Below are 25,047 nucleotides of genomic sequence, written 5' to 3'. Positions count from 1 at the left end.
GGGTCCCTGGAAACGTCCGGCTCTCGTCAGCGCCCTGGCGGACACCCGACACCCGTTGGGGCCGCTCTTCCGGTACCCAGAAAGGGATCTGGCTCTTTTCGAGCCCTGCCCGAGGGGCATCCGGCACCCAAGGGGCTTCCGCCCGCGCCGAAGACAAGGGGGCCCGACGCCAACGCGCCGGGCCCCCTCGATCGAACGTGGTGTTACGCGTTCACCTTCTCCTGCGCCTCGCTGCCGTTCGTCTCCTCGGCGGCGTCCACCGCGCTCGGACGACGCTTGTTGATCAGCACCGCGAGGAAGATGACGGCGGACGCCGCGACCGCGATCCCGATCCGGATGCCGTTGTTCATGTCAGCGCCGAGGCTGAGCAGGACGACCGCCGGGGCGATGAGCAGCGCGACCAGGTTCATGACCTTGATCAGCGGGTTGATGGCCGGGCCGGCGGTGTCCTTGAACGGGTCACCGACGGTGTCGCCGATGATGGTCGCCTCGTGCGCCGGCGAACCCTTGCCGCCGTACGCGCCGTCCTCGACCATCTTCTTCGCGTTGTCCCACGCGCCACCGGAGTTGGCGAGGAACACGGCCATCAGGGTGCCGGTGGCGATCGCGCCGGCCAGGTACGCGCCCAGCGCGCCCACGCCCAGCCCGAAGCCCACGGCCACCGGGGCCATCACGGCCAGCAGACCCGGGGTGATCAGCTCGCGCTGCGCGTCCCGGGTGCAGATGTCCACGACCTTGCCGTACTCCGGACGCTGGGTGCCGTCCATGATGCCGGGGAACTCGCGGAACTGGCGACGGACCTCGAACACCACGGCCATGGCCGAGCGCGACACCGCGTTGATCGCGAGCCCCGAGAAGAGGAACACGACCGCCGCGCCGACGATCAGGCCGACGAGGTTGCGCGGGTCGGACACGTTGAGCATGTCCAGGATGTACCTGTCGAGCTTCTCGACCGTCGACACCGCGTCCGCGCCGGTCTTCTCCAGCGCGGTGCGCAGGATCGCCGTGAACGCGCCGAACAGGGCGGTCGCCGCGAGCACGGCCGTGGCGATCGCGATGCCCTTGGTGATCGCCTTGGTGGTGTTGCCCACCGCGTCGAGGTCGGTCAGGGTGCGGGCACCCTTCTCGTCGATGTCGCCGGACATCTCGGCGATGCCCTGCGCGTTGTCGGAGATCGGGCCGAACGTGTCCATGGCCACGATGACGCCGACCGTGGTGAGCAGACCGCAACCGGCCAGCGCCACCGCGAACAGCGACAGCAGCAGCACGCCGCCGCCGAGCAGGTACGCGCCGAACACGGCCGCGCCGATCACCAGCGCGGTGTAGACGGCCGACTCGAGGCCGACGGAGATGCCGGCGAGCACGACGGTCGCCGGGCCGGTCAGGGCCGACTTGCCGATGTCGCGGACGGGCTTGCGGGAGGTCTCCGTGAAGTACCCGGTGAGGGCCTGGATGATCGCCGCGAGCACGATGCCGATGACGACGGCGCCGATCGCGAACAGCCGCGGGTCGCCGCCGTGCGCGAGGATCGCCTTGTCCGTGGTGTCGAGCTCCGCGAACGTGGCCGGCAGGTACGCGTACGACGCCACGCCACACAGGATCGCGGCGATCGCGGCCGAGATGTAGAAGGCGCGGTTGATCGCGGTCATGCCGCTCTTGTCGCTCTTGCGGAGCCGGGTGATGAACACGCCGATGATGGCGGTGAGCACACCGAGGGCCGGCACGATCAGCGGGAACACGAGGCCCTCGCTGCCGAAGGTCGCGCTGCCGAGGATCAGGGCGGCGACGAGGGTCACCGCGTACGACTCGAACAGGTCGGCGGCCATGCCGGCGCAGTCACCCACGTTGTCGCCCACGTTGTCCGCGATGGTCGCGGCGTTGCGCGGGTCGTCCTCCGGGATGCCCTTCTCGATCTTGCCGACCAGGTCGGCGCCGACGTCGGCGGCCTTCGTGAAGATGCCGCCGCCGACCCGCATGAACATCGCGAGCAGCGCGGCGCCGAAGCCGAAGCCCTCCAGCACGGTGGGCGCGTCGCCCTTGTACAGCAGCACGACCAGCGCCGCACCGAACAGGCCGAGGCCGACGGTGAGGAAGCCGACGACGCCGCCGGTCCGGAACGCGATCTGCATGGCGGTCTCGCGGCCGCCCTCACTGATCCGGGCGGCGGCGGCGACCCGCAGGTTCGCGCGGGTGGCCAGCGACATGCCGGCCCAGCCGATGAAGCCGCTGAACAGCGCGCCGACGATGAAGAACGCCGAGCGGCCGAACCGGATCGAGTTGCCGCCATCGGCCGGCAGAAGCCACAACAGGCCCACCGCGATGACGACCAGTACTGCCAGCGCCTTGAACTGGCGGTTCAGGTAGGCGCTGGCGCCCTCCTGTACGGCCCCGGCGATGTCTTGCATCTTCTGGGTGCCCTTGTCGGTGGCGAGAACCGCCTTGACGAGACCTGCCGCGAAGCCGAGCGCGAGGAGCGCGATGGCGGCGGCGATGATCACGTAGGTGGTGTTCGAACCAGTCAGGGCCGCCCCGTTCCCGCCGACGGCGAGAGGTACTGCGGACATCCGTCCTCCTGATAACGAGCGCCCAGCTAACGGCTTCAGGAAGCGGTCGGGCCGCTCCGTGGCCCGCCGAGGGCGGCGTGCTCCACATGTGGAGTAGCGATCCCCGTCGGCCCTGGCGGGTCGACGCCGACGTGTCACAGCACGGGAACGCTGTGACACGACCCGCGTACTCTAGCCCGAGATCGTGGGCGTAGTCACATCTGCCTCCACCTCTTTTTGAAAGACTTTCGTCTCTATGCTAGGGATCTTGGTGGGAGTCGAAGTTGTGCGCGGTCTATGCAGGTCACCCTTGGTCTGAGCCGGGACCGGGCGAGGCCCCAAATGCCACGTAGTGATTTGCGCCACCAAAGATCGACAGATCAGGATCATCATTCGGGTACTGCGACACCGCCTCGACCCCCCGCACCCCACCCGGGCGTACTTATCCGCACATAGCCCACAAGTCTGTGAGCAGCGCGTTTGTCGCTTCTGCCTGTTCGCGCTGGACCTCGTGCGCCGCGCCCCCGACCCGGACGAGTCGCGCCCCGATCCGGGCGGCGACCGCCTCCCCGACGAGTTGGATCACGGCACCCATCTCGGGCCGGTACCCGGGCGCGTCGATGTCCCAGGCGCCGGTGAGGACCAGCTTCGGGAACGCGGCTTCGGCGAGCGCCCCGGTCGGGATCTCCGCCAGCCAACAGGGCCGCTCGTGCAACGCCGAGTGCGCGGCCCGCAGCAGCCGGTCCGCCGGCCCCGGGCGGGGCCGGTCCCCGAACACGACCTCCAGGTACTCCTCCGCCGTCGACGTCCGCGCACCCGCCATGTACCGGCGCGCGTTCGCGACCGACCCGGCGACCAGCGGCCGGTCGAGGGCCAGCATGTGCGCGGCCGGCTCGATCAGCGCGAGGGAGGCGACCAGGTCGGGCCGGCGTCCGGCGGCCAGCAGCGCGACCACCCCGCCGTAGGAGTGGCCGACCAGGTGCGCGCCGGCGCCCAGCAGCTCCACGATGTCCTCGGCGTCCACGTCGTAGTCGCTGGTGTACGCGCCGCCGGTCAGGTCCGGGCTGGCCCCGAAGCCGCGCCGGTCGGGGACGAGCAGCCGCCGGTACCGGGAAAGGGGTCTCTGTTCCTCGAACGCGAGGGCGCCCCAGTTGAGGGTGCCGTGCACGAGGACGACGGGGGTGGCGTCGGTGTCCGCGGAGGAGTCCCAGACGGTGACGTGGAGTGGTGGGCGCATGGGCCCGACCCTAGGCCCGGCAGGGCTCCGACGCTGCCCGGTGGAGCCCTCCGCCGGACCGGGAGGTCGTCGTCCTACCTGGACACGGTGGCCGAGCAGTTGACGACCAGGTCCGCCTGGTTCCTGTCCACCTGCCTGCCGTCGACCAGCAGCCGGCACGTGAGGACCCCGGCCGGGGCCGACGCCGTCACCCCGACGATGCCGTCCCGCAGGCTCACCGTCTTCGACCACGGCAGGGGCTCGTTCGTGAGGATCTCCGAGTCGGCGTTGCCGGACCAGTTGACCGTGGCCGGGTCCGTCGCCGTCGACGTGATCTCGAAGCGGATCTCGTGCCCGGCACTGCCGCCGCCGTTCAGGGTGTAGACCAGCGCGGCGGAGCCGACGAACAGGGCCACCGCCCCGACCACGGCGAGCCCGACCAGCACGGGCTTCGGCAACCCGGCCCGGGCGGGGCGCTCGGCGGGCGGGGGCGGGGCGGCGGGAGTCGTCACCGGAACAGAGTGTCATCCGCCATCGGTGATCACCATTCCCGGCACGGGGAACGGGCCGAACGGCCGAGCCCGTGGGTGCCGTGACCGGTGCCGGGTGGTCCAGGGTCGCCGTGGGACGCGGGCCGGCGTAGGGCGCCGCACCCGGTGTGGATGCGGCGCCCCCGGGCTCTGTGGTCAGCCGAGCTGGGACCAGAAGGCGTACCGGTGGTTCGCCGCGAGGTCCGTGCCGTGGCTGCCGGCCACGTCCAGCGACATCGTGAACGGTCGCCCCGGAGTCTGGGCCGGCCAGCACGGCGCGCCGCCGCCGTTCGGGTCGCCGGTGCGGGCGAAGCGGGTCCAGTACCCGATCATCTCGGTGGCCAGGCGGGACTGTTCGGCGTCGGGGCGGGCCATGAAGGGCATGTCGAACAGGTACGGCAGGTCGCCGGTGTGCGGGGCGCCCAGCGGGAAACTCAGCTCGGGGAACCCGACCATGGCCGGGGTGCGCTGCTCGGCCAGCTCGTAGCCGAACGTCGGTGTCCGCCGGGACAGCAGCCGCAGCGTGTCCACGGCCGGCCGCGCCCAGGTGTGATCGGTCTGCACCGTCGCCAGGGTGAGCCCGGGCGACCGGTTCCCGACCGGGTACTCGGCGAGCACCCGCCCGGCCCGCTCCCCGAACGTCGCCCGGACCCGGGCCTCGTACTCCTCCCGGGTCAGCGGGCGCCCCGTGAAGAACTCCTCCCCGGCCACCATCAGCCGCTCCTCGTCGTGGTTGATCCCGAACAGCACCGGCACCCGGTTGAACCGGCCCGACGCGAACGCCTCCCCGGGGCTGACCGGCAACAGCGCGCCCCCGGTCTCGTACTGCATCTCGGTGACCATCGGCGTGGCCGCCATCATCGCGGCGGCGTCGGTGCCCCGCAGGCAGGCGGCGGCGACGGCCGGATCGGGGCAGCCCATCCGCGCGGCCAGGTCCAGCCCGAGCCGCTCGGACTCCGCCCGGGGCCGGCTGCCCCAACCGGTGCACGGCGCGCGCTGCAGGATCGCCCGGTGGAACAGCCCTGCCGAGGCCGGCGACGCCAGGTGCGCGCACACGCTGAACCCGCCGCCGGACTCCCCCGACACCGTCACGTTCCCCGGGTCCCCGCCGAAGGAGCGGGCGTTGTCGCGCACCCAGCGCAGTGCCGCCTGCTGGTCGGCCAGCCCCAGGTTGCCGGAGTCCGGGCCGAGCGCCGGGTGCGCCAGGAAGCCGAACACGCCGAGCCGGTAGTTCACCGTGACGACGACGGCCTGCCCCTGCCGGGCGAGCCGCTCGGCGTCGTACACGTCGCCGACGCCGTAGACCAGGCCGCCGCCGTGCAGCCAGACGATCACCGGCAGGTCGCGCCGGTCCGTGCGCGGGGTGGTCACGTTCAGGACCAGGCAGTCCTCCTCGGTACTCGGCCGGCCGACCGGCAGGCCCACGGGCTGGGCGCAGGCGGCGCCGGGGCGGGTGGCGTCCCGGGTGTCCCGCCAGGGGGTGACCGGGCGGGGCGGGCTGTAGCGGGCGGCGCCGGTGGGCGGGGCGGCGAACGGGATGTTCTGGAAGGTGCGGGTCGTGGGGGTGACCGTGCCGCGCACCGGGCCGGAGCGGGTGCGGACCACGTCGCCCGTGGCGTTGGTGGGCGTGGCGTTGGCGGGCGCGGTGCTGGCGGGCGTGGTGTTGGGTGAGGGGCCGGTCGCGGGCTGGGCCGGGGCGGCGGAGGCCGGGGTCGCGAGGGTGAGGAGGGCCGCGAGGGTGGCGGTCGCGGCCAGGGCGGCGGTCGTTTTTCTCATGCCGCAGAGGGTGCGGGGCGGCACTGACCGACCGGGCACCGAACGCTGACCGACCTAGTCAGGGGCTTTCAGACCCGAGACACCTTCGGAGGGGTACCGACCGGGGAGGCATCGTCCGCTCCGGTCGGCGGCGCGCCCCGGGGCCGATCCGCCCCGGATAGCGGGGCAGCCCTGGCAACGGGGGGCAGAGAGGCCTGGCGACGGCGGGGCGACCTCGGCGACGGAGAAGTCGACGTCAGCGCCAGGGGTGCCGGGCGGGTCGCCTGCCGGGTCGGCTCAGCCGTGACGGGCCGGTGCCGGGCGACCGCGCGGGCGCCGGTACCCGTCGAAGGGGTTCAGCGGTGGGTCGCGGTGGGCCACCACAGGGAGATGGTGCTGCCGATGCCGTCGGCGCCCGGGGTGACCTTCAGGACGTCGGCCGACTCCGCGAGCAGCGCGACACCCGCCTCGGCGACCACCGTCTCCTCCGGGTCATCCGGATTGCCCGGATCGGCCGGCGCGTAGTCCAGCACCCGGACCTCGAACCCGGCGTCGTCCACCAGCTCCAACAGGACCAGATCGCTGAGACCGCCCCGCCGGTGCCGGGCGACCGCGCGGGCACACGCCTCGCCCACCGCGAGCTTCAGCTCCTCCAGGCGGTCCACGGCGACACCCGCGCGACGCCCGCAGGCGACCGCGACGAGGCGCGCCGTACGCACGTGCGCCGGCGACGGTGAGAAACGCAGCCGAACCGTCGGCATCCCGGTTACCGCGCTCCAGCCAGCGCGTCGGTCACCGATGGATAGAGCTCGAAGACCCGCTCGAGCCCGGTGATCCGAAAGATCTTGAGCAGTCGGGGCTGGTCACAGACGAGCACGAACGTCCCGTCGCTGGCCCGGGCCCGTTTCAGGCCCCCCACCAGCACGCCCAGCCCGGTCGAGTCCAGGAACTCCACCATCTCCAGGTCCACGACTATGTGACGTGCCCCGCCGTCGGCCAGCTCGACCAACCGCTCCCGCAGGCTCGGGGCCGTGTACACGTCGATCTCCCCGCCGACCCGCAACAGCGTGCGGTCCTCGACAGCCTCGGTTTCGAGCGACAGCTCCATGGGTGAATCTAACCATCTTCTGGATGTGTCAGAGTGCATGAGTGACGGCGATTGACGTATTGGCCCGCCTGGTGCGCGGACGCACCGGCCTCGTCACCCACGTCGAACGGGTGCCCGCCCGGGTCGGCCGCCCAGCTCAGTGGCCCGATTTCGTCCCCGACGAGGTGCTTTCAGTCCTCTCCGCCCGGGGGATCGACCGGCCCTGGGCGCACCAGGCCGAAGCCGCGACCGCCGCCTGGGAGGGCCGGCACGTGGTGATCGCCACGGGTACGGCCTCCGGCAAGAGCCTCGCGTACCAGCTGCCCGTCCTCTCCCGGCTGCTCACCACCAACGCCACGGCGCTGTACCTGTCCCCCACCAAGGCCCTCGCCGCCGACCAGCTGCGCTCCCTGACCGGCTTCGACGTGTCCGCGGCCGTGTACGACGGGGACACCCCGCGCGCCGAACGCGACTGGCTCCGCCGGCACGGGCGGCTCCTGCTCACCAACCCCGACATGCTGCACCACGGGATGCTGCCCCAGCACGCCCGGTGGGCGGGGTTCCTGCGCCGGCTCCAGTACGTGGTGGTCGACGAGTGCCACACGTACCGGGGCGTGTTCGGCTCGCACGTCGCGCACGTGCTCCGGCGGCTGCGGCGGCTGTGCGCCCGGTACGGCACCGAGCCGGTCTTCGTACTGGCGTCGGCCACGGTCAGCGACCCGGCAGCGTCGGCTTCCCGACTCACGGGGTTGCCGGTGATCGCGGTGACGGATGACGCCTCGCCCCGGGCGGGGGTGACGTTCGCGTTGTGGGAGCCGCCGTTGTTGCCGGTGTTGAGTCGGCGGCGGAGGGATCCGTGGGAGAGCGCGAGTCCGGATCGGCCGGGTGATGTGGCCGGGTCGGGTGATGCTCTTGGGTCGGTGATCGGGACTGGGGCTGGTGCCTCCGCATGGGCTGGTGCTGGTGCTGCGGCCCGGGCTGGTGCTGCGGCCGGGGCCGGGACCGGTGCTGGAGCCGAGGTCAGGGCTGGCGCTGGTGCTGCGGCCGAGGTCAGGGCTGGCGCTGGGGCCAAGGCCGGGGCTGGTGCTGAGGCCGGTGCCGGGGCTGGCGCTGGGGCTGGGGCTGGGGCTGGGATCGACGGGAGTGTCGGCGTCGGGCACGGCTCGGCCGCCGGACCGGATGTGGCGGGTCACGCGTCGGTGGCAGCGCTGGGCGGGGGCCGGGCCGGGGTCGTGACGAAGGCGGTCACCGTGTCGCCCCGGGTCGCGGCCGAGGATGCCGAGCAGTGGCCGGACGGGCGACCTGAACCCGGGGCGGGGCCGGAGGAGGGGCATCCGGAGGAGTTGTGGTCCGTCGAGCCCCCCGAGCACACCGACGACCCCTCCCCCACGGACGAGAGCCCCGCGATCGGCGAACACGGCGCCCCGGTCCGCAAGACCGCGCTCCGGGAGACCGCCGCCCTCCTCGCCGACCTGGTCGCCGCCGGGGTCCGCACCCTCGCGTTCGTCAGGTCCCGGCGCGGCGCCGAACTGGTCGCCACCATGGCCAAGCGCGGCCTCCGCGACGCCGAACTCGACTTCCTCACCGGCCAGGTGGCCGCCTACCGGGCCGGGTACCTGCGCGAGGAGCGGCGCGCCCTGGAGAAGGCCCTCCGCTCCGGCGAACTCGTCGGCCTCGCCGCCACCAACGCCCTCGAACTCGGCGTCGACATCGCGGGCCTCGACGCGGTGCTGCTCACCGGGTACCCGGGAACGCTCGCCTCCCTCTGGCAGCAGGCCGGCCGGGCGGGGCGCTCGGGCCAGGAGGCGCTGTGCGTGATGGTGGCCCGCGACGACCCGCTCGACACGTACCTCGTGCACCACCCGGACGCCCTGTTCCGCCGGCCCGTCGAGGCGACCGTGCTGGACCCGGGCAACCCGTACGTCCTGGGGCCGCACCTGTGCTGCGCCGCCGCCGAGCTGCCCCTGACGATGGAGGACCTCCCCCTGTTCGGGGCGAGCGAGGAGTTCTGCGACAGCCTGCTGCGCCGCCGCCCCACCGGCTGGTACTGGACCGGCCACCGCCGCCCGACCGTCGACCTCCGGGGCACGGGCGGCGAACCCGTGGCCGTGATCGAGACGGGTACCGGCCGGCTCCTCGGCACGGTCGACGCCGGCTCGGCCCACACCCAGGTGCACCCCGGCGCCGTGTACCTGCACCAGGGCTCCTCCTACGTCGTCGACGAACTGGACCTGGAGGACGGGGCGGCCCTCGTCCGCGCCGAGGAGCCCGACTGGAGCACCCACGCCCGCGACGTCACCGAGCTGCGCATCCTGGAGACGCACGCCACGATCGACGCCGGCCCCGTGCGGCTCAGCCTCGGCGAGGTGGACGTGACCAGCCAGGTCGTCGCGTACCAGCGCCGGCGGCTGAGCAGCGGCGAGGTGATCGACGAGCGGCCCCTGGACCTGCCGGAGCGGCAGCTGAGGACCGTGGCCGTCTGGTACACGATCACGGGCGACCTCCCGGCCGGCCTCGAACCGGCGGACCTGCCCGGCGCCCTGCACGCCGCCGAGCACGCCGCGATCGGCCTGCTGCCCCTGATCGCGACCTGCGACCGGTGGGACATCGGCGGCCTGTCCACGGCCCGGCACCAGGACACGGACCTGCCCACCGTGTTCGTCTACGACGGCCACCAGGGCGGGGCGGGCTTCGCCGAGCGGGCGTTCGCGGCGGCCACCGACTGGTTGACCGCCACCCGCAAGGCGATCGAGGCCTGCGAGTGCCCGGCGGGGTGCCCGTCGTGCGTGCAGTCCCCGAAGTGCGGCAACGGCAACGACCCCCTCTCCAAACCGGGCGCTCTCCGGGTACTCGACACCGTCCTGACCGCCCTCGCCACCGTCACCTGACCTGCCCCGACGCAGTCGGCGGACGTGTCACCTTCGTCGCGGAGCGGGCCGGCTCGGGCTGTGGCCCGGGCCGGGCCCTGGCGCACGACCAGTGCCGGAGTGACCTCGGCCGTGATGGTCAGGTCCAGGTCGTCCAGGCGGCACCCGACCAACCGCGCGTTGTTCGCGGCGACGATCGCCCCGGCCGCCGCACAGGCCGCGTCCGGCCCCTCGACGGCCCGCTGCGCCCCGGCCAGCGCCCCGAGATCCGCCGCCACGCCCGCCCGGTGCCGGGCCACCACCGCCGCGCCGACGACGGCCCCGAGGCCGCCGAGCACCGCGAGCAGCAGCCCGATCCCCAGCATGATCATGGACGCGGATCCGCGTTCCCGGGCACCTTCGCCGAACCGCTGACGAAGCACCGCCCCCAGGTCCACCGGCCGACCCTGGAGCGGCACATCGGCTCGCCGTCGGATCGGGACGGTCACCGCACCACGAAGACCATGGCCGCCGCGCACCTCAGGGTGGTCAGCGCAGACCGGGCCGGTCAGCGCGTCTCGCAGCCCATCGCCGCCCCCACGGTCCCGGGCCGTCACCGGATCTCGCCCGGCTCCCGGGCGGCGACCGCGTCCGCGCTCACCGTGACCCCGGGTAGTCGCAGCCCGAACGGCCGCACCACGAGAACCACCCGGGCCCTTACCGATTCCCCACTCTGCGTGACGGAAACTGCGGCCTCGGGCGCGGCCCGCCGCCCGGCGAGGACCCCGTCCGATCCCCGGGCCTGAGCGCGCGCGGCCTCCCGCGCGGCGTCCACACACCGCACCTGGCCGACCACCGCCATGACCGCCGTCATTCCCGCGAGCAGCAACAGGACCATCGCGGGCAGGCACGCCGCGAGTTCGACGGTCGCGGACCCTGCGTCGCCATCCAGCCGCGCACGGCCGCGCGCCAGGAACGCGGGGCCCCTCACTGGAGCGCCTTTTGGATCAGGGCATTCAGCGCCGCGAGTACCCCGTCGGACGTGACGGCCTTCAACAGCATCCCGGCGAGTGCTACGGCCGCGATCGTACCGACGGCGTATTCCGCGGTGGTCATTCCCGCATCGCCACGAAATCGACGGAGTACCCGGAGAAAAGCTGTGCGCATGTCTTTTCCTTTCATCGGAGAAACTGACCAAAAATCGTGAAAACAACAGGGGCGAGTCCGGCGAGTACGAATGCGGGCAGAAAGCACAGTCCGAGCGGCAGCACAATGAACACTCCGACCCGCTGGACCGCCGCCGTGGCAGCCGCGTTCTGTTCCGCCCGGAGTTCCAGCGCCAGTCGTTCGAGTCCGACCGCGAACGCCCCGCCGCTCTCGCTGCTGCGGACCGCCGCCGCCGCGATCCGCGCACCGGGTGCCGTGTCCCCGACCCGTGCCCAGGCGTCGGCGGGTAGCCGCCCGGCCCGCAGGTCCGTCGCGGTCCGGGTGAGCCTTTCGCCCAGGGGTCCGCCGAGGACGGCCCCGACCGCGCCGGCCGCACTGGACGGCGGCGCCCCCGACCGGAGCACCGCGCTCAGCAGGTCGGCCGCGAACGGCGCGTCGGCCAGGACCCGGAGCCGGACCCGCCGCCGCGCGCCCGGTTCGAGCCCGGATACCACCCGCGCGGCCACCGCCCCGGCGACCGCGCCCAGGGCCACGCCGGGCCAACCGCCGACCAGGAGCGCCGTCGTCGAGCCGGCGCCGAGTGCCGCGACCAACCGGGCGGGTACCGACAGCTTCGAGGCCTCAGCCCCCGGCAGGCCGATCCTGCGCAACCGGTCGCGGGAGGAGTTACGCCGAGGCATGGCGCACCAGCCGACCGACCCAGACCAGTCCGAGCGACTGGAACAGCAGGGTGAGCACGGCGCACACCGCGCCGAACGAGGTGTGCAGGAGCACCGCCAGCGGATCGCCCCCGATCGCGTACCCGAGTCCGAGCCCGACTGCGGGCAGCACCGTGAGGATGCCCATCGTGGCGCGGGCCCCGGCCAGTTGGGCGTTGGTCTGCGCGCGCCGGGACTGCTCCTCGCGGAGGTCCAGCACCACGAGATCGAGAATGTCGGCGAGCGGCGCGCCCGAACGCTCCGCGAGCCGCCACGCGGCCCGCACCCTGTCGTCCGCCGTCACCGAACCGAGCGCCGGCAACGGGCCACCGACCTCGGCCACCTGACGGCGAAGGCCTCGCTCCCGCGCCGTCTCCAACGCCCCGCCCAAGGGCACATCTAGCCGGTCGCGCGCCGTCCCCAACGCCCCGCTCGGGGGCACATCGAGCCGTTCCCGGGCCACGTCCAGCGCCCCGTTCAGGGGCAGGCCGGCCCGGAGATCCGCCGCCAGGCTCACCACCACGTCGAGGGCCCGACGCTGGTACCGCGCCTCCGCCCGGCCGACCACCCGGTGCAGCAGGGCCCGAGCCCCCACCGCCGTGTACCCACCGAGGAGCAGCGCCGCCACCGGCCCCGCGAGCGAAGCCCCCACGATCGCGGCGAGAATCCCCACCCCGAGCGCCTGTCCGAGACGTCGCCCAACGGTCCCAGCGGGCCGCGTCCACGCCCGCAGCCTGGCCACCACCCGACGCACCCGCCCACGCGTCCCGCCCCGGCCCCGGCCGTCGAGGGGCCGCACGGTCCGCGCCCCCAGCCCGCCGATCACCGGTCGAACCGCCCGTCATGCCGCCGATCGAACTCGCGATGCCCGCCAGCTCCGCGATGTCGACTCGACTCGGACCCGCCCGACCCGCGACGCCCCTCAGCCTCGGAAAGCCGGTCGGCCTCGGACAACGAGTCGGGCTCCGACCGCGAGCCACGCTCGGCACGCCTGGTCCATCCGCGATGCCCGTCCGGCCCGGACAGCGGGCTCAGCTCGGCGTTCTGGCCGGACTCGGAATGCCCTCCAGCCTCCGAATGCCGGCCCGGCTGAAGATGCCGGCCCGATTCACGAGGCCAGCCAGACTCAGCAGGTCGGCCCGGTTCAGACAGCCGGCCCGCCTCCGCAGGTCTGCTCGGTTCAGAAAGCCGACGCGACTCGACAGATCGGCCCGACTCCGGAAGTCTGCCCAGCTCGACAGGTTGACTCGGCTCCGAAGGCCAGCCAGGCCCGGCAGCTCGGCTCGGCTCCGGAAGCTGGACCGATTCCGCAGGTCGGCTCGGTTCAGGAAGCCAGTCATGCTCGACGGGTCGGCTCGGCTCGGGATCCGGGACCAGCGAGAGAGGTCTGTTCAGGTGTTCCCCGAGCAGCAGCCCCGGGACCGGAACGCCCCTGCCAGCCAGTTCCTCGGCCAACAACCCGGCCCCCGGCCCGACCCCGGCGATCCGCCCCCACACCCGCAGCGCCACGACCAGCCCATCGGCGTCCGGCCGAAGCAGACACACCTCGTCGAGCACCCGATGAGCCCCCAACCTGCGCAGATGGACCACGACCAGCGCCGCGGCACCGAGTTGTGCGTGCAGAGCGGCCCGATCCAGCCCACCGCTCAGGGCGAGCGCCTCGAACCGGGCCGGCACGTCTGCCGGGGTGTTCGCGTGCAGCGTCCCCGCGCCGCCCTCGTGGCCCGTGTTCAGCGCGGTGAGGAGTTCCACCACCTCCGGTCCGCGACACTCGCCGACGACGATCCGGTCGGGACGCATCCGGAGCGCCTGGCGAACCAGATCCCGCAGGGTCACCGCCCCGGTGCCCTCGACGTTCGGGGTCCGGGCCTCCATGACCAGCACGTGCGGGTGCGCGGGGCGCAACTCCGCCGAGTCCTCCACGACGACGATCCGCTCGGTGGGCGGCACCTCGCCGAGCAGCGCGTTGAGGACGGTGGTCTTCCCCGATCCGGTACTCCCGGTGACCACGAACGCCAGCCGCGCCGCCACGATCGCCGACAGCAGGGCCGCCTCGTCCGCCGCAACGAGTTCGGGCAGCGCCCAGACCTGTCGTCGGAAGAGCCTCAGCGACAGGTACGGACCGCGCCGGGCGATCGGCGGCAGCACCGCGTGCACCCGGGTCCCGTCGGGCAACCTGGCGTCCACGTACGGACTGGCGTCGTCGAGCCGCCGACCGCACGCCGCCGCGAGCCGCTGGGCGACCGCCCGCAGTTCCGCGTGCCCCCCGAACCGCAGCCGGGTACGCAGCAACCCCGCGCCCCGGTCGACCCACACCTCGTCCGGCCCGTTGACCAGGATGTCGGTGATCCGGTCGTCGTGCTGCAACGCCTCAAGGGGACCGACGAGGCTCGACGCACCCGCCCCCTGCCCCCAACCGGGACCGGCCGCCCCGGACGCAACACGCCCTCCCACCTGCGACGCACGCACCGCCCTACCGCCTGCGGAGTCCGCAGTCCGGGACGGAGCGCGCCCCACCACCTGCGGCGCACCCACAGCACCACCGCCAACGAAACCCCCAGGCGCACTCACAGCACCACCCACGAAGCCCCCGGGCACACCCACAGCGCCCCCATCTACGAAACCCCCGGACGCAACCCGCCCGGCGACCTCGGGCACACCCACAGCCCCACCGGCGGAGTCACTGGCCCACTGCGGAACCTGTCGCGCATCCGCAGCACCACCCGCCGAGACCCCGACCTGGGGTGCGGCACGCCCTACGAACTGCGGCGTGCCCACAGCCCTCCCGCCAGCGGTGTCCACAGTCCAGGGCACATCCCGCCCGGCCATGGACAACGTGCCCACGGACTTCCCACCTGTGGGAACCCCGGTCCCGACCATCCGAGCCGCCGGTTCTCCCGGCTGCCGGGCAGCACCGTCCCGTCCGATGAGCCGCCTCACGCCGACGGTCCAGCCGTGGTGAAGCGCGGATCGGCCAGCAGCTGACGGCACAGGTCGGCGAGCGGACCCTTGCCGGTGTGGGCCGGGGCCGAGCCGCGTTCGAGGGCCGTGACCAGGCCGGGTTCCGACCGCAGGCTGCCGGCCAGGGGCAGGCCCAGGGCGCGGGCGATCTCGGTGGCCCGCAACCGCCCCGGTGACGGACCCCGGACGATCAGCTCCACCGGCACGTCGAGCTCGCCGAGGTGCGACACCACCTTGGCGGCGGCGGCACAGGCCCGCAATTCGGCGGGTACGACCAGCAGCAGCCGGTCGGCGTGCCCCAGCGCGTGCCGGGCGGCGTCGTCGAGGGTGCGCGGCAGGTCCAGCACGACGAGATCGGAGCCCGTACGCCCGGAGCGCAGCGCCGTCGCCATCAGCTCGGGGGACACCTCCACGGCGGCGTGCCGGTCCTGGGAAAGCACGCTGAGCCGGCCCTTCTCCAGGAACGGGCCGAGCTCGCCCGACGTGAGCTCCGGCCAGCGCAGGCCGCCGACCTCCTCCCAGCCGAGGACGAGGTCCACGCCGCCACCCAGCGGGTCCGCGTCGACCAGCAGGACGTCGGAGCCCTGGCGGGCGGCGGTCACGGCGAGGCCGGCGGCGAGCACCGAGGCCCCGGCTCCGCCCCGGCCGCCGAGCACCCCGATCACGGGCGCGTCCGGGGCGCCCTGTTCGGCCACGCCGAGCTTCTCGATCAGCCACGGCTCGGCGGCGGGCAGGGCGGCGACGTGCTCGGCGCCGAGGAGTTGGGCGAGTTCCCACAGGGGATCGTCGGGCTCGGCGTCCACGACCAGGACGACCCGGGGTCTGCTCGGCAGCCCGGCACAGCCCGCCGCCTGGTCCGGCCCCACGATGACCAGGGGCGCGCCACCCCACAGCGGCCGGGCGGCGACGGGGTCGGGCGCGACCGTCGGCACGATGCCGGCCTGGGCGGTGAGGCGGAGCAGCTCATCCAGGAGGTGGGGGTCGGCGGTGACGATCAGCGATCGGGGATGCTGCACGGCGGACTCCCTGCTCGACGGGTACGACCGCTCCACGTTCGCGCCGGACCGAGCAGGTTGTGCACAGCCTGTGGATAACCACCCACCCTGTGGATAACTCCGGCGCTATCCGCGCTGGCGGGACGCCCACCGCACAAAAAGCCGCATGAAAGCCCACGCAAGAAGCCGCCAAGCCAGCCCGGGCCACCAGGCCCCGCCACAAGGCACAAGGCACACGGCACACGGCACACGGCACACCAGGCATCCGACACCCGGCACCCGGCACTGGGCACTGGGCACTGGGCACAGCTGAGCACCGAGCACGGCTGGGTCCTGGGCACCGGTCGCGGCAGCACACCAAGCACCCAGGCCCGCCCCGAGGCCACCAGATCACCGAACGACCGAACGACCGAACGCCTAGCCCACCGCCCCGGCACGGCACGGTCTACAGCGGCACAGCCCTCCCCACACCCAGCCCACGCGCCCCCGGCACGACACCCCGCCCCCACCCCACCCTGACCACCCGTTACCAAGCCACCACCCAAGCACCACCCCACCCACCCCCACCAACACCCCCGAACCCCCCACCACCCCCCAATAACCACACCAGAAATTTCCACCACCGACTTTCCGGCAATGGAATTCATCCGCGATTCGGTACCCCTCGACTTGGCCATTCGTTCGATGGATTTCCGACTGAGTTCCCGCTGACATTCCCCGGCCACTCATGGGCACAATCAAAATGACGACACAGAGCGACCACACCCTGACCAGGGGGAACAACCAGCTGCCCCGGGAACGACCACCGGACCGGCCGCGAAAGACCACCGCACAGGCCCCACCACAGCCGCGAAACCCCAGCGCCGCACCCGACAGGCCACAAAATGGACGACCCCCGCCGGGGGGTGGCGGGGGTCGTCGTGCGGCCCGGCTCCGGGGGGTGAGCCGGACCGACTCAGCGGTCACGGGGGGTGCGACCGCCGAGGGGCCAAGGTTTGGGGGCTATGACTATGCACCAGCATGCCTGACTTGGCCTACATAGTCGAGGCCCCTTGTTCTCCCTCCGATTCCGGCCCGGTCATCGCGTCGTTGGCGTGGAGGATCTAAACTCCGGCCGTGGGTCGCAGCGCCGCGTTCTTCGATCTCGATAAGACCGTCATTGCCAAGTCGAGCGCCTTGGCCTTCGGGCGGCCGTTCTACCGCGACGGCCTGATTACCCGGAGTGACGTCCTCCGGGCTGCGTACACGCAGCTCGTTTATCAGCGTGCCGGCGCCGACGATCAACAAATGGATCGAATGCGCGATTATCTGGCCCAATTGTGTAAGGGGTGGCGGGCCGACCAGGTCCGACAGATCGTCACCGAGACTCTCGACCAGCTCATTCACCCTTACATCTACGCCGAGGCCGCGACGCTCATCTCGGAGCATCGCGCGGCGGGTCGCGACATCGTGCTCGTCTCCGCCTCGGGCGACGAGATGGTGCGGCCGATCGGCGAGCTGTTGGGCGTGACGGACGTGATCGCCACCCGGATGGTCGTCGCGGACGGTCACTACACGGGCGAGGTCGAGTTCTACGCCGCGGGCCCCAACAAAGCGACCGCCGTGATCGCCCTGGCCGCCCAGCGGGGGTATGACCTCACCGAGTGTTACGCCTACTCCGACTCGATCAGCGACGCCGCCCTCCTGACCTGTGTCGGACATCCGACAGCGGTGAACCCGGACCGCGCCCTGCGCCGCACAGCCCTCGAACGCGACTGGCCGGTGCTGACCTTCCGGCACCCGATCCCGTTGCGCCGCAGGGTTCTGGGCGAGAAGCCCGCCGTCCCGGTGGCCGCGATGGCCGTCACCGCCGTGGCCATCGGCGGCGCGGCGGCGCTCTGGTATGGACGGCGGCGCCGGAGACTCGCCACCGCCGCCTGAGCTGCACGCACCGCCCGAGGCGCGGCGCGACCCTGCCCGAGCTGCACGCACCGCCCGAAGCGCGGCGCGACCCTGCCCGAGCTGCACACACCACCCGGAGCACGCCGCCACCCTGCCTGACCGGCGCGCTCCACCCCACCGTCCACAACAGCTCACCCACCACCCCCTCGGGCGAGCTACGGTGGCCCGGTGACCCGTCAGCCCACCTTGCAGGACGTCGCGCAGGCGGCCGGTGTCTCGATCGCCACCGCCTCCCGCGTCCTCAACGGCTCGGCCCGCCGGGTCGGCCCCGAGCTGCGCGCCCGGGTGCTCGACGCGGCCCGCCGCCTGCACTACACCGCGAACGCCCAGGCCCAGGCGCTGGCCCGGGGCGGCAACCCGCTGGTCGGCCTGCTGCTGCACGACATCGCCGATCCGTACTTCTCGTTGATCGCGGCGGGGGTGCTGACCGCCGCCGCCGAGTACGAGATGCGGGTCGTCATCGCCAACACCGGCACGGACCCGGACGTGGCCACGACGCATCTCGCGGCACTGCGCGGCCAGCGGGCCCGGGCGGCGATCCTGGTCGGCAGCCGGACCACGGCGGAGGCCGGCGAGGCGCGGCTGGCCGACGAGATCGAGCAGTTCACGGCGGTCGGCGGCCGGGCGGCGTGCGTGGGTCAGCCGGGGCTGCCGGCGCACACGCTCTGCCCGGACAACACGGGCGGCGGCGCGGCGGTGGGCCGGCACTTCCGGGGTCGCGCGTCGGTGGCGGTCGTGGCCGGACCGGCGCGGTTGCAGACGGTGCGCGACCGGCTGCACGGCTTCCGGGCGGGGCTGGGCCGGCGGGAGGAGTTCCTGGTGGAGGCCGACTTCAGCCGGGACGGCGGTTACCGCGCGGCGCAGGCGATCCCGGCCGGCACGACCGCGGCGTTCGTGATGTCGGACGTGATGGCGACCGGGTTCTGCACCGGGCTGCGCGACCGGGGGCTGCGGATCCCGGAGGACGTGTGGGTCGCCGGGTTCGGGGACGTGCCGTCGGTGCGGGACCTGTCGCCGCCGTTGACGACGGTGCGGCTGCCGCTGGTGGAGATGGGCGCCCGGGCGCTGACCCTGGCCCTGACCGAGGACCAACCCCAGACGATAGGGGTACCGGCGGAGCTGGTCGTCCGGGGCAGCACGGACCCGACAGGCTGACGGACCGGCACGCTCCCCGGCCGCGACGTCGACCGACCGGCGGGCTGAGCCGACCAACCTGAGGGCCGACGGATCGACGGCTTCAGCGCGAGCCGGGCACACGGCGAGCGGACCTTGAGCCCGCCGCCCACCGCCCACCGCCCACCGACCGGGCCCACCGACCGGGCCCACCGCCCGGAGCCGGGCCCCGGGCCGACCTACGTCAGCTTCACCACGGCCGGAAAGTCCCCCGGATTCATGCTGATCCGCAACTGCCCGTCGCGTACCTCGGAGCCGCGGACCCGGGTGCCGATCGCCTCGGTCCACGGGAACCGGTCCGGCTCGGGCAGCGGCACGGTCAGCTCGGTCGCCGAGGACGTCACGATGATGTAGTCCGCGCCGTCGCGCCGGGTGGAGGTCCAGCCCTGTCCGGAGCTGAAGCCGACCCGGGTGCCGTAGATGGCCTCGCCGTGGGTGACCAGCCATTCGCCGACCCCGCGCAGCCGGCTGATCTGGTGGTCGGGGATGTTGCCGGACTGGGTGGGCCCGACGTTGAGCAGCAGGTTCGAGCCGTAGCCGGCGGCGCGGGCCAGGCGCGCGGTGAGCTGGCCGGCGCTGCGGCGCAGCGGGTCGTGCGGCATGAAGCCCCAGCTGGCGTCCATGGACATGCAGGTCTCGGCGGGGGCGTCGCTGGCGAGCGCCGGGTTGACCTCCTGCTCGAAGCACTGGATGTCCTCGCCGGGCAGCAGGGTGGAGTGCCGGTTGTTGACGATGACGGCGTCGGGCTGCGCGTTGTGCACGGCCGCGTACAGCTCGGGGTAGTGGTAGTCGGCGCGGCCGGCGAACCAGTCGGGGTGGTCCCGGGACAGCCGCGCGCCGGGCCAGTCGCCGTCGAGCCAGAGCTGCACGAGGGGCCCGTACTGGGTGCAGACCTCTTTGACCTGGCCGAACAGGTACTCCCGGAAGGAGTGCCAGGAGCCGTTGTTCTGCCAGTCGCGGTAGCCGGGGTGCGACCAGTCGACCAGGGACAGGTAGACGCCGAGGCCGAGGCCCCGGTCGCGGCAGGCGTCGGCGAGCTCGGCGAGCAGGTCACGGCCGAACGGCGTCTTCGTGATCTTGAAGTCGGACACCTGGGTGTCGAAGAGCGAGAAGCCGTCGTGGTGCCGGGCGGTCACGGTGATGTAGCGCTGGCCCGCGTCGAGGGCGAGGTCGGCGAGACGGTTGGCGTCCCACTCGCCGCCGTAGAAGTGGTCGGCCAGGCTGCGGTACCGGTCGGCGGGCACTCTGTCGTTGAACATGTGCCATTCGCCGCGCCCCACGAGCGCATACAGACCCCAGTGGACGAATAACCCAAAACGGGCATCCTGAAACCACTGCAGACCCCGAGCGCTCGCCTTCACCCCAGACCTGCCTCCCCATCGATGGACACAGCGGACTGTGCCACACCATCAAGCTCCAACACAACGACGTCATTCGGCCCAGAACGCAGGACCGGCGCGGGAAGGTACAGCGTGCGCTGCGGCCCCACCGCGTTGTACCTACCCAGACAGAAGCCGTTTACCCATACATACCCACGCAGTCCACCGGGGACGGAGAGGTACCCGTCGAGAGGCTCGTCGATCTTCAACACCCCTCGGGTGAACACCGGCCCCGCGCCCTCGACACCCGAGCCCCAGGGCACGTCTTCCCAGTTCAACGGGTACGCCGTCACCCCGTGCACGTACTGCCGCTCGTGCCGCAGCGCCCGGATGCCCTTGGTCTCCCCGACGTGCGGCCCGTAGTTGACCCGGCCCAGGGACTCGACGAGCACCTCCACGGTCGCCGGACCGGGAACGTCATCGATGGTGTTAGTCCCGCCACGTTCCAGGGTTGCCCGGAATTGACCGTCCACAAACACGTGCGCGCGGTCGGCGATCCCGTCGATGATCAGCGGATAGGGCTGGCGCGGGCCGGGCAGCTCCGCGCGGTACAGCACGAGGCCGTGCACGAGTCCGAGGTCCTCGTAGCTCGCCGGCATCGGACTTCTGACACCGTCGCGAATCAGACTCCGCCACGAGGTCGGCTCGCCGAGCGCGACGGTCCGGGGGGTCAGCACCGGCGGCAGCGGCTCCGGCTCGGGAATGTCCGGGTTGTACTTCGCGAGCACCGCCCGGAAGGCCCAGAACTTCTCCGTCGGCGCGCCCCGCTCGTCGATCGGCGCGTCGTAGTCGTAGGACGTGACGGTCGGCTGGTAGTCCCCGTCGTGGTAGGTGCCGCCCCGGTTCGCCCCGGCCCAGGTGCCGAAGTTGGTGCCGCCGTGCGCCATGTAGAAGTTGACCGACCCGCCGAGGGCCAGCATCTCCTCCAACGTGGCCGCCGCGTCCTCAGCCGACCGGGTGACGTGCTCGTCGCCCCAGTGGTCGAACCAGCCGTTCCAGAACTCCATGCACATCGGCGGGTCGTCGGGCCGGTGCCGCTTCAGCGTCTCGAACGCGGCCCTGGGGTCCGAGCCGAAGTTGACCGTGGCCAGGATGCCCGGCACGGAGCCACCGGTGAGCATGTGGTCCTCGGGTCCGTCCGAGGTGAAGAGGGGTACGTCCACGCCCCGGGCGAGCAGCCCGTCCGCGAGGTACCGCAGGTACTCCTGGTCCGAGCCGTACGAGCCGTACTCGTTCTCGACCTGCACCATCAGCACGTTGCCGCCGCGCGTGACCTGCCGCTGCACCACGAGCGGGAGCAGCGCGTCGAAGAACCGGTCCACCGGGGCCAGGAACCGCTTGTCATGGCACCGCAGCGGCACGCCCGAACCGGTCAGCCAGGCCGGCAGCCCGCCGTTCTCCCACTCCGCGCAGATGTACGGCCCCGGGCGGACGATCGCGTACAGCCCCGCCTCGGCCGCGTCGTCGAGGAACTTCGCCAGGTGGTCGAGCCGTTCCACGACACCGGCGACGGGCTCGTGGTAGTTCCACGCCACGTACGTCTCGACGGTGTTGAGGCCCATGGCGCGCAGCATCCGCAGCCGGGCCGGCCACTGTTCGGGCAGGCTGCGGAAGTAGTGCACGGCACCGGAGAGCACCCGGAAGGGCGCACCGCGCAGCTCGAAACCCTGGGGCGTGACGACGAACGACATACGCAAGTTCCTACCCGATGTCGGGGTGACGTGCCAGCCGGTCCCAGAAGCCGGTCCCATGAACCCCAGCCGTCACAGGTTGCCTCGAATCCCTAGCGGGCTGGGGAGAACCGGGGTACAAAGGTTATAGCGGATCTCATGTGATGAACCCCGTTTCACCAGCAAGATATGAGCTCCGCCGCACGGCCACCGGGCACCCACGCGCGACCAGCCGCGGGAAGGCGCGTCGCCCAGGACAGCAGCACGGGTCCTGGTTCGACGAGACAAGGTGCACGCATGATCACCTGGCCGGACGTGCGGTTTTGAGACGGCGCTCCAGACTGTTGGAGCGCCGTCCCTCCGTTTCCACCCCAAACCCCTCCGACGGGTACGAGGCGGTGGCGCCACCGACATAGGCTTGTGGGCATGACTGTCGGTATCGTCAGCCCCGGCCACATGGGTTCCGGGCTCGGATTCTCCCTCGCGCGCGGCGGCGAGCGCGTGGTCGCCACCGTCGCCGGCCGCTCGGCCCGCACCGCCCGGCTCGCCCGCGACCTCGAACTCCTCCCCGACCTCGACGCCGTCGTGACCGCCTCCGACGTGCTGCTCGTCGTCACCCCGCCGGCCGAGGCGGTCGCCGCCGCCGCCGAGATCGCCGCCGCCGCCCAGCGCACGGGGGCCCGGCCGCTGGTCGTGGACATGAACGCCGTCTCCCCGGTGACCCTCACGGCCGTGCAGTCCGAACTCGGTGGCCTCGACCTGGTCGACGGCTCGATCTCGGGCGGCCCGCCGAGCGTCGCCGACGGTACCCAGCTGTATTTCTCCGGGCCCCGGGTCGGCGAGGTCCTCGCCCTGCCGTGGACCGGCGTGGTGCCGCTCGCGCTGGGCGACGAGGTCGGCACGGCGAGCGCCCTGAAGATGTGCACCGCGAGCGTCTACAAGGGAATGGCCGCGCTCTGGGCCCAGGCGATGGTCACCGCCGAGCACCACGGGGTGCTGGACGCGTTCCTGGCCGACGTCGGGCGCAACGTCCCGAAGAAGCCGTCGGACGTGGCCCGGGCGGCGACGAAGGCCCACCGGTACGTCGGGGAGATGCACGAGATCGCCGCCACCCAGTCCGGCGCCGGGCTGTCCCCCGCCCTGTTCGCCGCGATCGCCGCGATCTGGCGGGATATCGCCGCCGGCCCGCTCGCCCAGGGCGACCCGGAGTCGGTCGACGGGACCATGCCCGCGTCCGAGATCGTCGCCGGGTTGTTGCCCGGACGTTGACCTGGTCCTCTAGTGTTCCGCTGGCTGTTCCCACACCCTCCAGCGAAAGCACACGTCCATGCCCCTTGCCACCATCGACCTCGACAACGGGTTCGGTAACTTCGTCCTGATCCTGTACATGGTGGGCGGCCTCGCGCTGATCATCACCTCGCTGCTGAACACGCAGTCGCGCGGCTGGCAGATCGGCGGCTCGCTCGCGGGTCTCGTCGTCCTGCTCTGGGCCGGGTTCGTCTTCCTGTTCGGCGGCTGGATCATCATCAGCTTCTACGTGGCGATCCTGCCGTTCCTGCTCGCGGGCAGCGCGATCAAGGCGAAGTTCGCCCAGCGGAAGGTGAACCAGAACCTGCACCTCCTGCCGCCGCCCGTCGCGCCGCAGGGTTACCCGGCCCCGGGCTTCCTCCCGCCGGCCCCGGGTCACCCGAACCAGCCCGGTGCCCCGGCGGGCTACGCGCCGCAGCCCGGCGCTCCTGCCGGTTACGCGCCCCAGCAGGGTTACGGCCAGCCGGGTCAGGCCCAGCCCGGATACCCGGCCCAGCCCGGCTACGCCCCGCAGGCTCAGCCCGGCTACGCGCCGCAGACCCCCCAGGGTCAGCCCGGCTACGCACCGCAGGGCCAGCCCGGTCACGCGCCGCAGCCCCAGCAGGGCTACCCGGCCCCGCAGGGTTACGCCCCGCCGGGTTACGCCCCGCCGGCCCAGCCCGGAGCCGTCCCGCCCCAGCAGCCGGGCTTCGTCCCGTCCCAGGCGGGCTACGTCCCCCCGCAGCCCCCGGCCCAGCCGGCCGCCCACCCGCCGCCGGCCGCCCCGCCGCAGTAGTGGCGTCCCGCGTCGGGCCAGCCTCCCTCAGGCTGGTCCGGCGCGACCGGGCGCGCGGTCAGGGCAGGTCACGCACGGACTCCCCGGTCACGGCTCCCGGCTCAGACCAGCCCGTCGCAGATAGCCGTGGTCTCCTCGGCGGCCCGGGTCACCGCCGCCGCGTAGTGCTTCAACCAGGACCGCAACCCGTCGGGGGTACCGGTCGCGAAGGTCGCCTGCGCCCCCAGGTACTCCGGCTCGCGGTCCAGGTGCCCCACGTCCACCGGCAGCAGCCCGCGCAGGTCGAACCCGCCCGCGATCAGCGTCAGCCGCGCCGCCGCCCGGGCCACCACCCCGTTGACCTGCCCGAAGGCCCCCAGCGCCAGCAGCTCCCCGTGCACGACGGCCGCGAGCAGCAGCGTGTCCTCCTTGCCGGTGACGAGCTGGACGAGCCCGTCGAGCCGCGCCTGCACCCCGGCCTCCACGACACCGGGAGCCCCACCTGCGAGAGCCCCACCCGGCCGCCCCAGCTCCGCGTCCGGCACGATCCCCCGGCCGGCGAGTACGTGCAGCTTGGCCAGCACCTGGCGCGGCGCCCGGGTCCAGCTCGGCACCAGCCCCTCCAGCGCCTGCGACACCCGCAACGCGCCCTGCACCACGGGGTCGACGGCGGTGCCGGCCCGGAGTTCGTCCAGGTCGTACGCGTGCCCCTGGAGCGCCGCGCTCGCCCGTGCCGTCCGCAGCCCGGCCTCGACGGCCACCTGGCCGCCCTGTTTGCGCAGGGCCCGGTGTCGGAGCGCGGTGTCGAAGGAGGCGCGTGCCCCGCCCAGCGCGTCGGCGATGTCGGCGAGGTCGAGCAGTGGGGCGAGCGTCATGCCGCCGAGGTTACCCACCGGTTCTCCCGCCACTCACCGCGCCAGGCCGGCCTTTCGGCTCACCGGGCGCGCCGTTCTCCCCGGAGGCCCGGTCGACGTCCGAGACTGGCGGGCGGTCCGTATCGGTGCGCGGACCGCCAATACAGGCA

General features: G+C 72.9%; 19 protein-coding genes and 2 pseudogenes. 5 read left to right on the top strand and 16 right to left on the bottom strand.

Annotated elements, in window-relative coordinates; all coding sequences use genetic code 11:
* Positions 1–203 precede the first annotated feature (203 nt).
* From AB0M43_RS15575 to AB0M43_RS15550, 6 genes are all read right to left on the bottom strand, one after another.
* Entirely contained in the window at positions 204–2,564 is a 2,361-nt protein-coding gene (locus AB0M43_RS15575; protein ID WP_363725026.1) for a sodium-translocating pyrophosphatase, read from the bottom strand.
* A 421-nt stretch (positions 2,565–2,985) separates the two neighbouring features.
* On the bottom strand, positions 2,986–3,780 hold the full coding sequence (locus AB0M43_RS15570; protein WP_363725024.1) for an alpha/beta hydrolase: 795 nt from the start codon (positions 3,778–3,780) through the stop codon (positions 2,986–2,988).
* Positions 3,781–3,854: 74 nt separating this feature from the next.
* Complete coding sequence (locus tag AB0M43_RS15565) at positions 3,855–4,271, bottom strand: hypothetical protein (RefSeq protein WP_363725022.1); 417 nt, start codon at positions 4,269–4,271, stop codon at positions 3,855–3,857.
* A 174-nt stretch (positions 4,272–4,445) separates the two neighbouring features.
* Positions 4,446–6,065, bottom strand: coding sequence for a carboxylesterase family protein (locus AB0M43_RS15560; protein WP_363725020.1), 1,620 nt, complete (start codon positions 6,063–6,065; stop codon positions 4,446–4,448).
* Positions 6,066–6,400: 335 nt separating this feature from the next.
* Positions 6,401–6,805 carry an ATP-binding protein gene (locus AB0M43_RS15555; RefSeq protein WP_363725018.1) on the bottom strand — a complete coding sequence of 135 codons (405 nt, stop codon included), beginning with the start codon at positions 6,803–6,805 and terminating at the stop codon, positions 6,401–6,403.
* Positions 6,806–6,810: 5 nt separating this feature from the next.
* Entirely contained in the window at positions 6,811–7,152 is a 342-nt protein-coding gene (locus AB0M43_RS15550) for an STAS domain-containing protein (RefSeq protein WP_363725016.1), read from the bottom strand.
* Between the two features lie 41 nt (positions 7,153–7,193).
* Between AB0M43_RS15550 and AB0M43_RS15545 the strand changes: the two genes are divergently transcribed.
* Positions 7,194–10,019 (top strand): DEAD/DEAH box helicase, encoded by a 2,826-nt coding sequence (locus AB0M43_RS15545; RefSeq protein WP_363725014.1) that lies wholly within the window; start codon positions 7,194–7,196, stop codon positions 10,017–10,019.
* A gap of 104 nt (positions 10,020–10,123) precedes the next feature.
* Here AB0M43_RS15545 and AB0M43_RS15540 read toward each other — a convergent pair.
* The 7 genes and pseudogenes from AB0M43_RS15540 to ssd form a co-directional block, all read right to left on the bottom strand.
* Positions 10,124–10,363 (bottom strand): annotated as a pseudogene (locus AB0M43_RS15540) (Rv3654c family TadE-like protein); the annotation flags it as partial.
* A 227-nt stretch (positions 10,364–10,590) separates the two neighbouring features.
* The gene (locus tag AB0M43_RS15535) at positions 10,591–10,968 is read right to left on the bottom strand and encodes a TadE family type IV pilus minor pilin (RefSeq protein WP_363725012.1); all 378 of its coding nucleotides are present in this window, start codon (positions 10,966–10,968) and stop codon (positions 10,591–10,593) included.
* The gene (locus AB0M43_RS15530; protein WP_363725010.1) at positions 10,965–11,144 is read right to left on the bottom strand and encodes a DUF4244 domain-containing protein; all 180 of its coding nucleotides are present in this window, start codon (positions 11,142–11,144) and stop codon (positions 10,965–10,967) included. Before AB0M43_RS15530 ends, AB0M43_RS15535 begins: the two co-directional genes overlap by 4 nt.
* An 11-nt stretch (positions 11,145–11,155) precedes the next feature.
* Positions 11,156–11,824 (bottom strand): type II secretion system F family protein, encoded by a 669-nt coding sequence (locus tag AB0M43_RS15525; protein WP_363725008.1) that lies wholly within the window; start codon positions 11,822–11,824, stop codon positions 11,156–11,158.
* Positions 11,811–12,515: a type II secretion system F family protein gene (locus AB0M43_RS15520; RefSeq protein WP_363725006.1), complete on the bottom strand. Its 705-nt coding sequence runs from the start codon at positions 12,513–12,515 to the stop codon at positions 11,811–11,813. Before AB0M43_RS15520 ends, AB0M43_RS15525 begins: the two co-directional genes overlap by 14 nt.
* A 734-nt stretch (positions 12,516–13,249) precedes the next feature.
* Positions 13,250–14,296, bottom strand: a pseudogene (locus AB0M43_RS15515) (TadA family conjugal transfer-associated ATPase); the annotation flags it as partial.
* A gap of 482 nt (positions 14,297–14,778) precedes the next feature.
* Positions 14,779–15,819: a septum site-determining protein Ssd gene (gene ssd, locus AB0M43_RS15510; RefSeq protein ID WP_363725004.1), complete on the bottom strand. Its 1,041-nt coding sequence runs from the start codon at positions 15,817–15,819 to the stop codon at positions 14,779–14,781.
* 1,095 nt (positions 15,820–16,914) lie between these two features.
* Between ssd and AB0M43_RS15505 the strand changes: the two genes are divergently transcribed.
* Entirely contained in the window at positions 16,915–17,718 is an 804-nt protein-coding gene (locus AB0M43_RS15505; protein ID WP_363725003.1) for an HAD-IB family hydrolase, read from the top strand.
* A gap of 189 nt (positions 17,719–17,907) precedes the next feature.
* Complete coding sequence (locus tag AB0M43_RS15500) at positions 17,908–18,894, top strand: LacI family DNA-binding transcriptional regulator (protein ID WP_363725001.1); 987 nt, start codon at positions 17,908–17,910, stop codon at positions 18,892–18,894.
* A gap of 197 nt (positions 18,895–19,091) precedes the next feature.
* Here the strand turns inward: AB0M43_RS15500 and AB0M43_RS15495 are convergent, their stop codons facing one another.
* Entirely contained in the window at positions 19,092–20,273 is a 1,182-nt protein-coding gene (locus AB0M43_RS15495) for an alpha-L-fucosidase (protein WP_363724999.1), read from the bottom strand.
* Positions 20,270–21,982: a glycoside hydrolase family 35 protein gene (locus AB0M43_RS15490; RefSeq protein WP_363724998.1), complete on the bottom strand. Its 1,713-nt coding sequence runs from the start codon at positions 21,980–21,982 to the stop codon at positions 20,270–20,272. Before AB0M43_RS15490 ends, AB0M43_RS15495 begins: the two co-directional genes overlap by 4 nt.
* Positions 21,983–22,387: 405 nt before the next feature.
* Between AB0M43_RS15490 and AB0M43_RS15485 the strand changes: the two genes are divergently transcribed.
* Both AB0M43_RS15485 and AB0M43_RS15480 read left to right on the top strand, forming a co-directional pair.
* Complete coding sequence (locus AB0M43_RS15485) at positions 22,388–23,230, top strand: DUF1932 domain-containing protein (RefSeq protein WP_363724997.1); 843 nt, start codon at positions 22,388–22,390, stop codon at positions 23,228–23,230.
* A gap of 58 nt (positions 23,231–23,288) precedes the next feature.
* Complete coding sequence (locus AB0M43_RS15480) at positions 23,289–24,044, top strand: hypothetical protein (protein WP_363724995.1); 756 nt, start codon at positions 23,289–23,291, stop codon at positions 24,042–24,044.
* Positions 24,045–24,145: 101 nt separating this feature from the next.
* Here AB0M43_RS15480 and AB0M43_RS15475 read toward each other — a convergent pair whose 3' ends face one another.
* Entirely contained in the window at positions 24,146–24,898 is a 753-nt protein-coding gene (locus AB0M43_RS15475; RefSeq protein WP_363724993.1) for an oxidoreductase, read from the bottom strand.
* Positions 24,899–25,047 lie beyond the last annotated feature (149 nt).

Source organism: Longispora sp. NPDC051575, from assembly GCF_040681875.1.
In the GTDB taxonomy this organism is placed as follows: Bacteria; Actinomycetota; Actinomycetes; order Mycobacteriales; family Micromonosporaceae; genus Longispora.
Note: the sequence above shows the minus strand (reverse complement) of the source record. Positions and strands in the feature narration are given on the sequence as shown.